The 8,558-nt window shown below is 62.6% G+C and carries 5 protein-coding genes and 1 tRNA gene; 4 read left to right on the top strand and 2 right to left on the bottom strand.

Annotated features, from left to right (window positions below; all coding sequences use genetic code 11):
- Positions 1-2: 2 nt before the first annotated feature.
- Positions 3-3,641 carry a tetratricopeptide repeat protein gene (locus VKR55_RS20280; protein ID WP_324406089.1) on the top strand — a complete coding sequence of 1,213 codons (3,639 nt, stop codon included), beginning with the start codon at positions 3-5 and terminating at the stop codon, positions 3,639-3,641.
- A gap of 42 nt (positions 3,642-3,683) precedes the next feature.
- On the opposite strand, the gene VKR55_RS20285 is transcribed toward VKR55_RS20280, so the two are convergent.
- Positions 3,684-4,016, bottom strand: coding sequence for a hypothetical protein (locus VKR55_RS20285; protein WP_324406091.1), 333 nt, complete (start codon positions 4,014-4,016; stop codon positions 3,684-3,686).
- Positions 4,017-4,222: 206 nt separating this feature from the next.
- Between VKR55_RS20285 and VKR55_RS20290 the strand changes: the two genes are divergently transcribed.
- A tRNA-Ser gene (locus tag VKR55_RS20290) sits at positions 4,223-4,312 on the top strand.
- A 68-nt stretch (positions 4,313-4,380) separates the two neighbouring features.
- Positions 4,381-5,769, top strand: coding sequence for a tyrosine-type recombinase/integrase (locus tag VKR55_RS20295; RefSeq protein ID WP_324406093.1), 1,389 nt, complete (start codon positions 4,381-4,383; stop codon positions 5,767-5,769).
- Between the two features lie 365 nt (positions 5,770-6,134).
- On the opposite strand, the gene VKR55_RS20300 is transcribed toward VKR55_RS20295, so the two are convergent.
- Entirely contained in the window at positions 6,135-7,166 is a 1,032-nt protein-coding gene (locus VKR55_RS20300) for a LysR family transcriptional regulator (RefSeq protein WP_324406094.1), read from the bottom strand.
- 2 nt (positions 7,167-7,168) lie between these two features.
- Between VKR55_RS20300 and VKR55_RS20305 the strand changes: the two genes are divergently transcribed.
- A complete protein-coding gene (locus VKR55_RS20305; protein ID WP_324406095.1) occupies positions 7,169-8,296 on the top strand; it encodes an FAD-dependent monooxygenase in 1,128 nt (375 codons plus the stop codon).
- The last annotated feature ends 262 nt before the right edge of the window (positions 8,297-8,558 follow it).

An 8,558-nucleotide genomic window follows, 5' to 3' on the forward strand; every position in this document is an offset into this window, starting at 1 on the left:
CAATGAACCGGGCCGACGGCCAGAACCTCAAGACGGCCCCGAGTACTGAGGCGACCACGCCCGCGGCGCTTTGCGAGTTGGCCAGGCAGCATCTGCAAGCCGGCCGGAATCTCGACGCCCAGCTTTACTGCCAGCAGGCGCTCACAACCGACTCTCATTTCGCCGAAGCCTTGTATCTGATGGGCCTGTTGTCGCTCCGCGCCGAGCAGGCCGATCATGCGATTGAATGGTTCACTCGCGCCATCCGACAGGATCCAAAGCCGGGCTATCTGATAGGCCTGGGAGCAGGGCTGAAGCGCCAGGGCAGGCTGGAGGAAGCCTTCAAGACCATCGAGCAGGCTGTGCGACTCGACACCGACTCGCCCGACGCGTGGAAGGCCCTCGGCCAGTGTCTTGCCGATCTCAAGCGCTACGCTGAGGCGGCGCTTGCCTTCCGCGAGGCGCTCGCACGCGATCCATGCGATGCCGACGCGGCCTATCAGGCAGGATTTCTGTTTTTACAAACTGGAAGGTTCGAAGAGGCCGTCGCTGTCCTCGGTGCGTCGAAGCGATTGCAGGCCAATCATGCACCGACGCTGCAGATGCGCGCGCTGGCGCTGCAAAATCTCGGCCGCCTGGAGGAGGCGCTGGTCGACATGGGCCGCGCGCAGGCGCTCGATCCCGACAGTGCCGAGATCTGCAACGACACGGGGGTGCTGTTGCGGCGGCTCGGCCGGCAGGAAGAGGCGTTGAGCTGGCTCGACGAAGCGCTGCAGCGGAGGCCCGACTTCAAGCTCGCGCAGAACAACAAGGCCTATTCGCTCTCCCGCCTGCACCGCTTCAAGGAGGCGCTGGCGATCTATGCCGAGCTGAAGATCGCCCATCCCGAAGACGCCGAACCGGACTGGAATGCAGCGCTGCTGCAGCTCCTGATTGGACATCTTGAGGTCGGCTGGGCCGGCCGCGAAGCGCGCTGGAAGCTGCCGGGCCTGCCGGTCTATCGCGGCAACTTCTCCCAGCCGATGTGGCTCGGAAAGGAGCCGCTCGACGGCAAGACCATCCTGATTCATCAGGATGAAGGATTGGGCGACGCCATTCATTTCGCGCGCTACGTGCCGATGGTCGCGGCAATGGGTGCGCGCGTCATCCTTCACCTCGACGACCCACTCGTGCCGTTGCTGTCAAAGCTCCCGGGCGTCGCTCAATGTATTCCAAGGTCGTCCAGCACGTCCGTGCCGTTCGACACCTATTGCGCGATTGGCAGCCTGCCCTATGTGTTCGGCACAAGGCTTGAGACCATTCCCGCGACCGTGCCTTATCTGCCCCCGCCGGAAGAATCGTGCGTGCGGGCCTGGAAGCAGCGCCTCGGCTCCCATGACAAATTGCGCGTCGGCCTCGTTTGGTCCGGCAATCCCAACTACAGGGACGATCACATCCGCTCGGTCTCCTTGCGCGCCTTGCTGCCGCTGCTCGATCTCGAAGTGACCTTCGTCAGTCTGCAAAAGGATCCAAGGCCGGCGGATCAGGCAACGTTACACGACCGGTCCGACATCGTCGATTTGACCGACCACCTCACCGACTTTGCCGAGACGGCGGCGTTGATCGCGTGCCTTGATCTCGTGATCACGGTCGACACCGGCACCGCCCATCTTGCCGGCAGCCTGGCGCGTGAAACGTGGATCCTGCTGCCGCACACGCCGGACTGGCGGTGGCTGCTTAATCGCGACGACAGCCCCTGGTATCCGACCGTGCGGCTGTTCCGGCAGACCGTGGCGGGCGACTACGCGAGCGTCGTCGCGCGCGTGCGAAGCGAGCTCGTCGCGCGCATCGCCACGTGGTCGCCGGCCGCCGCGCTGGAGGGCGACGCAACGCCATTGTCCGCGGTCGCGCTCATCTTCGACGCGGCGCTGGCGCAGATGCGCGCCGGTCAATCGGCTGAAGCCAGGCGCTGCTGCGAGCAGGCGCTCGCGCTCGATCCCCATCACGCCGAAACGCTGCACGTGATGGGCCTGCTCTGTCTCAACGAACAGCAGTTCGATCTGGCGGTGGAATGGATGTCGCGCGCGATCCGCAGCGATCCCAAGCCGCTTTATCTCACGAGCCTCGGCACCACGCTGCTTCGTCAGGGGCGGCGCGCGGAGGCCGTGCAGGTTTTTGACAAGGCCGTGCAGCTCAAGCCCGATGACGCCGAGCTCTGGCGCCACCTCGGCGACGCGCTGGTCGAGACGGGGCGGCGAGCGGAGGCGATCCTGAGCTTGCAGCAGGCGCTGAAACTCAAAGCGGACCATTTCGAGGTCGCGCACAGGACGGCGCTGCTGCTCTATGAGGCGGAGCGCTATGACGAGGCACTTTCGTACTTCAACCTGAGCGCGGAGCTCAGGCCCGATCATTTCCCGACGCTCTATATGCGCGCGCTGACGCTTGAGAACCTGAAACGGTTCGAGGAGGCACTCGCTGACAACGCGCGGGCTCATGCGCTCGATCCCACCAGCGCCGATACCTGCTACAACACAGGCAACCTGCTGAGGCTCTTGCATTGCCACCAGGAGGCTCTTGCGTGGTACGACAAATCACTCGCGTTGCGGCCGGATGTTGCGGAGACGCTCGGCAACAAGGCTGTCGTGCTCACTGAGCTCCGCCGATTCGACGAGGCGATGGCGGCTTATCGTCAAGCCATTGCCGCGGGCGACACGGCCGCGGAATGGAATCTCGCCTTGCTGCAATTGCTGCTCGGCGATTTCGAGGCGGGCTTCGCCGGGCAGGAAGCGCGGTGGAAAGTCGCGTCGCTCTCGACCAGCCACTACCCCGAATTTCCGCAGCCGAGATGGCACGGCGCCGAGCCCATCGCCGGCAGGACGGTGCTCGTCTGCGCCCATGAGGGGCTCGGCGATACCATTCAGCTCGCGCGCTACGTGCCGATGGTTGCAACGCCCGGCGCGCGAGTCATCCTCGTCGTGCAGGATGCGCTACGCGGCTTGCTGTCGGGGCTCGAGGGTGTCGCGCAATGCCTGCCGCTCTCGGCAGGTCCTCCGCCGCGGAGCGATTTCCATGTGCCGCTATCGAGCCTGCCGCTCATTTTCGGCACACGGCTCGACACCATTCCGGCGAAGACATCCTATCTGCCGCGACCGGCGGCGGAGCGCGTGCAGGCCTTTGACGCACGGCTTGGCGCGCACGACCGACTGCGGGTCGGCCTCGTCTGGTCGGGCAATCCCAACCACAAGAATGATCGCAACCGCTCCGTGCCGCTGCGCGCGCTTGCGCCCCTGCTCGATCTCGACGCGCGCTTTGTCAGCCTGCAGAAGGACGTGAGGCTGGAGGACGCGGCGGCCTTGCGCGAGCGTGCCGAGATTGTCGACCTCACCGCCGATCTCGCCGATTTCGCGGACACGGCGGCGCTGATCGCCTGCCTCGACCTTGTGATCACCGTCGACACCAGCGTCGCGCATCTTTCGGCGGCGCTCGGCTGCCCGACCTGGATCCTCTTGCCGTACACGCCGGATTATCGCTGGCTGCTCGATCGCGACGAGAGTCCCTGGTATCCGACCGTGAAACTGTTCCGGCAAACCGAGAGCTGCGATTATGCCGGCGTGATCAAGCGCGTCCGCGCCGGGCTGGCGGCAAAGAGTGCCGAATGGCGGGGCGAGCGCCGGGCCGACTAACCTTGGCGGTCACCCGCCCAATCAGATCAAGGCGATGTCAAATCAGTTGCAATAGGGCACGCCGTCGAGCGTGGGACAGCGTGTTTGCGCGCTCGGGTTCTCCATCGGAACGGCGTTGCCATGGCCGTTGCCGACCATGACGCCCTTGCCGACGATGATGGACTGCTTGTTGCCGATGATCACGCTTGGGTGTTGCGAGGCGAGGTTGGAGCGCGTGCCGTCGGGCCAGATGATCGCGTCGCCCGTGAATATCCCGCGCCGGCCGTCGTCGCAGGTGACGTCATTGCCCTGACGCGTGCAATTCTGGGCAGCCGCGGGGCCTACGCAGAGAAGCGCGATCACGGCGGTAAACGCTGCTATTGGCGTGAAGTTCATCGAATCCCCTGTTGGCAAAAGCGAAAGCTCAAATCAGCAGTCGGAGTGGAGCGGTTTTGGGTTCACCGGGAGGTGAAATCGGGGCGATCCGAAACTCCCGGTTGTCTTGGAAATATGATTTAAATTCAATATGTTATGCAAATACCGGCAAAGCGGCGCGGCATTCGCTTGCAAAAAGTGTCATGCCGCTCCAAGAGAGGCGATCCGGAGAGATGGCCGAGTGGCTTAAGGCGCACGCTTGGAAAGCGTGTGTGCGGGAAACTGTACCGTGGGTTCGAATCCCACTCTCTCCGCCAGAAGCTCTTTCCAGCCAATTTCATCCAGTCCCCATTTCTGACACGAACGCCTGCAATACCAGCTACTTGTGCAGGTTTTGGCGTTCCATTCAATTTCACCTCGTCTCGCCAAATCTCGCGCCAAAGTGTATGTAGAAGTGTATGTAGCCGAGGTGCCGATTATGGCGCGCGGGTTCGGAAAACTGACGGCCAAGAAGGTCGAGCATCTATCAAAACGTGGCATGCATGCTGACGGCGGCGGGCTTTATCTGCAGGTCGCCGAGGGCGGCTCAAAGAGTTGGCTCTTTCGATACAAGCTCCACGGTCGCGCGCGCTGGCATGGACTCGGGTCACTGCGCGATGTGAGCCTTGAAGAGGCGCGTGAGAAGGCGACCGACGCGCGCAAGGTCCGGCGCAATGGCGCAGACCCGATCCAAGTCAAGCGCGAGGCGGAGGCCGCCGCCCGCATCGAAGCGGCCAAGGCAATCACGTTCGGGGCGGCTGCCAAGCGCTTCATCAAGGCCAATCGGGCGGGCTGGAAGAACTCCAAGCACGCGGACCAGTGGCAGATGACGTTGCTGGGCACCGACCCCAACGGCAAACCGGCCAAGAACGACTACTGCAAAACGATCCGCGATCTTCCGATCGGCGCTATTGATACGACGCTGGTCTTGCGGATCATCGAGCCGATCTGGGTGAGCAAGACTGAAACGGCCAGCCGCATTCGCAGTCGCATCGAGCAGGTGATCGATGCTGCCAAGGCGAAGGGCGAGTTCAAAGGCGAAAACCCGGCACGCTGGAAGGGGCATCTCGACAACTTGCTTCCGGCGACGTCGAAGGTGCGCAAGGTCCGCAATCATCCGGCGCTGCCCTATCGGCGGTTGCCCGCATTCATGCGCGATCTGCGCGAGCGCGAGGGTGTCGCTGCAGCAGCGCTTGAGTTCCAGATCCTGACGGCCGTCAGGCCCGGCAACGCGGTGGCGGCAAAATGGGACCAGATCGATCGGCAGACATCAGTCTGGACCATTCCGGCTGCACTCATGAAGAGCGATGCCGAACACAGAGTGCCATTGAGCAAGGCGGCGCTCGCCGTTATCGATCGCACGGAAGCCACGAAGGATGACAGCGAGTACATCTTCCCCAACACCAAGGGCAGACCTCTGAGTGACGCCTCGATGGCTGCGGTGATCGACCGGATGAATGAGCTGGAGCGGCGCTGGATCGATCCGAAACTCGACCGCGAAATCGTGCCGCACGGATTCCGGTCATCGTTCCGCGATTGGGCTGCAGAGCACGGCTATGACGATCCCGTCGCCGAAGCAGCGCTTGCGCACAAGGTCAGCGACGAGGTGATCGCGGCTTATAAGCGCACAACGTTCTTTGAACTCCGCAAGCGGATGATGAAGGACTGGGCCGAATATTGTGCCCGGCCTTCCAGTAGCGATGACACGGTCGTGCCGTTCCGGGCGCAGTCATGAAATCGGCGAACCAGGTTTTAGCAACACAGATTGCGCATGAGGCGATTGGCGATCATTGAGGCTGCGCCGTCTCCGCTGCGAGACGCCACTGATCTCGCCGGCGCGATCAGCGAGCTGGAAGACTAACTATCAGGGCTCAAACGTAATGCGCACAAGCCGGCCGCGGGGAGGGCACTGGCAAAGCCATCATGGGCTGGATCGAGTGACGGTCGGACATGGCAGAAGCTCGAATCTCCTCGGGCGCGCCACTTTCGCCAGAGCACGCTACTGCGCCTTCGGCCTAACCATTGCTGCGCTAGCGTTTGCCCTTGGTGCGCCTTCCCGTAGCCCGAAAAGCAGCTCGTCGCAGCTTCACCGCGGCGCGATCACTGTCGCCAAGGCGCTGAGCCAAATCGTTCCACGAGAAAATCGAGAAAAACTCTGACCTTGGGCAGGCGGTGGCGTCCTGGCACATAGACCGCGGACAAGGGGACCGGCTCGCGCTTGTGAACGTCCGTCAACAACGGGACCAGCCGCCCGCGGCGGATTGCCTCCCCCACGATGACATCGGCAAGCCGCACGATCCCGACGCCGTCGAGCGCCAATTGCAGCGCGGCCTCGCCATTGTCGCTCGTCACCCGCGGCAGGATCTTCAGAAGATCCGTGGCCTCGCGCGCATGAAACGGCCAGCGGCTCGATGGAATGGCAACGATGCAGACATGTTCGGTGAGATCTGCTGGCTTGCGAGGCACGCCGTGTCTTTCAAGATAAGTCGGCGCGGCGCAAATAATCCGCTCGAACTCGGCAAATTTGTGCGCGCGCAGCGACAGTTCGTTGATCTGACCAGCGCGGATCGCGACGTCGGCATGCTCGGCGATCAAGTCCATGGTGCGATCGGCAAACGACAGCTCGACCTCGATTTCCGAATAGCGCTGCAGAAAGTCGGGCAGTGCCGGAACGAGTTGGTGCATGCCAAATGCATTGCTGGTGTTGATGCTGAGGCGGCCGCGGGGAGCACCGCGTAATTTCCTTACTTCCATCTCGACGTCATCGATATCGGCGAGGATCGATCGCGCGCGAGCGAAATAGACCTCGCCTTCCGAGGTCAGGGTCAACCGCCTCGTTGTGCGGTGAAGAAGCCGCAGGCCGAGGCGATCTTCAAGCTTGCTCACCAACCGGGAAACGGCTGAAGGCGTCAGCCCAAGCGACGCGGCGGCGGCCGAAAAGCTTTGCTGCTCGACGACCCGGACAAAAGCCCGCATGTCTCCGGGAGCATCCATTCGTTCCGAAAACTCATCAATCTCGTTCCGGTGTGACGGATTATCGCGCCCAGATGACTGAAATACAATAGCAAAACATCTGAACAGCGAGGGACTAGCGAGACTAGGGACTGCCAGGACCAGCAGCGGGCAGAACATCCATGGTGGACGTAGACAAGATCTTGATCGTTGGAGGCGGGATTGCCGGGCTGACTTTGGCCACGGCCTTGCATGCGCAGGGCTTCGCAGTCGACCTGATCGAGCGCAATCCGACCTGGCAGACGCTCGGCGCCGGGATCGCCGTTCAGCCCAACGCGATGCGCGCCTTGCGTGCGCTCGAACTGGATGGCGCCGTTGCGGATCGCGGGATGACGCTGCGTCATTGGGGTTTTTGCGATCGACAGGGTGAACTGCTGTGCGAGATCGATCTGCAGGATTTCTGGAATGGCGTCGGGCCGTTCATCGGAATAGAACGCGCCAGGCTGCAGCAAGCCTTGTTGATTGGCGTGGCCGCAGTGCCGTGCCGGTTGGGCATGTCTGTCATCGCGTTGCTGCAAGATCATGATGGGGTTTCGATCTGCTTCAGCGACGGATCACGCGGCCGATACGACCTTGTCGTCGGTGCCGACGGCATATCTTCCGGCGTTCGCGAACTGGCTTTCGGAGCGAATCCGCCAGTCGGCGCTGGTCATATTGCTTGGCGTGCCGTTGTGCCAATGCGGCCGGCCAAGTTCTCTGATTTGCGGTTCTTCTTCGGAGACCGGTGCTTCTTCGGCCTCTGCCCGGTAGGCGGCGGCCATACTTACGGATTTGGCCATGTCGCGGAGCCGCATTTCCACGATGACGTGCGCGGCCGGCTGGCGCGTCTGCGGCGTCGCTTTGACGGGTTTGCCGATTCAGTTCAGGAGTTTCTCGCCGCCTTGGAGTGCGACGAGCAAGTCCACTGCTCTACGGTCGAGTGGGTGGATCAAGAAGAATGGCACCGCGGCCGCGTCGTACTGATCGGTGACGCCGCTCATGCGAGTTCACCAATGATGGGCCAGGGTGGCGGGATGGCGATGGAGGACGCTTACGTGCTGGCCGAGTGCTTGCGCTCACCCGACACGGTGGAAGCCGCGCTTGATCGATACGTCACCAGGCGAAAGCCGCGGGTCAGATGGGTGCAGCAGGAAAGCCTTGCGGTGTCGCAAATCATCGGCTTGCCATCCGAGACTCGCGATGCCGCTCTGCGGACACGCGGAGAAGAAATGTTTAGGCATCGATTCCGGCCGCTGATTGCGCCGCCGTAGTGGAATTGAAGACGCCGCAGGCGTAGACAACTCGATTGCTCGGGCTTTTGGCACGTCACTCAAAATCCCGGAAATGTTCGGCATGGCCACTATCGAAGGGTAAGCAGACGACCCTGCGATATCAGGAAGTCCATGACGCGTGGTGCAAGATCGGCAAGATCGCAGGCCGTCGCAAATTCGCCGGTTCGAGCGGGTGCCGGGCTGCCGTATCATAGCGCCACGGCGAACGAGTAGTACCCATCTTCATCGGCCGTGGCGCGCC

The organism is Bradyrhizobium sp., assembly GCF_035309285.1.
GTDB lineage: Bacteria > Pseudomonadota > Alphaproteobacteria > Rhizobiales > Xanthobacteraceae > Bradyrhizobium.

Bases quoted from the DNA above. Each gene is read 5' to 3' on its own strand.
- VKR55_RS20300 (WP_324406094.1), bottom strand. From the start codon at position 7,166: ATGTTCTGCCCGCTGCTGGTCCTGGCAGTCCCTAGTCTCGCTAGTCCC.
- VKR55_RS20280 (WP_324406089.1), top strand. From the start codon at position 3: ATGAACCGGGCCGACGGCCAGAACCTCAAGACGGCCCCGAGTACTGAG.
- VKR55_RS20305 (WP_324406095.1), top strand. From the start codon at position 7,169: ATGGTGGACGTAGACAAGATCTTGATCGTTGGAGGCGGGATTGCCGGG.
- VKR55_RS20285 (WP_324406091.1), bottom strand. From the start codon at position 4,016: ATGAACTTCACGCCAATAGCAGCGTTTACCGCCGTGATCGCGCTTCTC.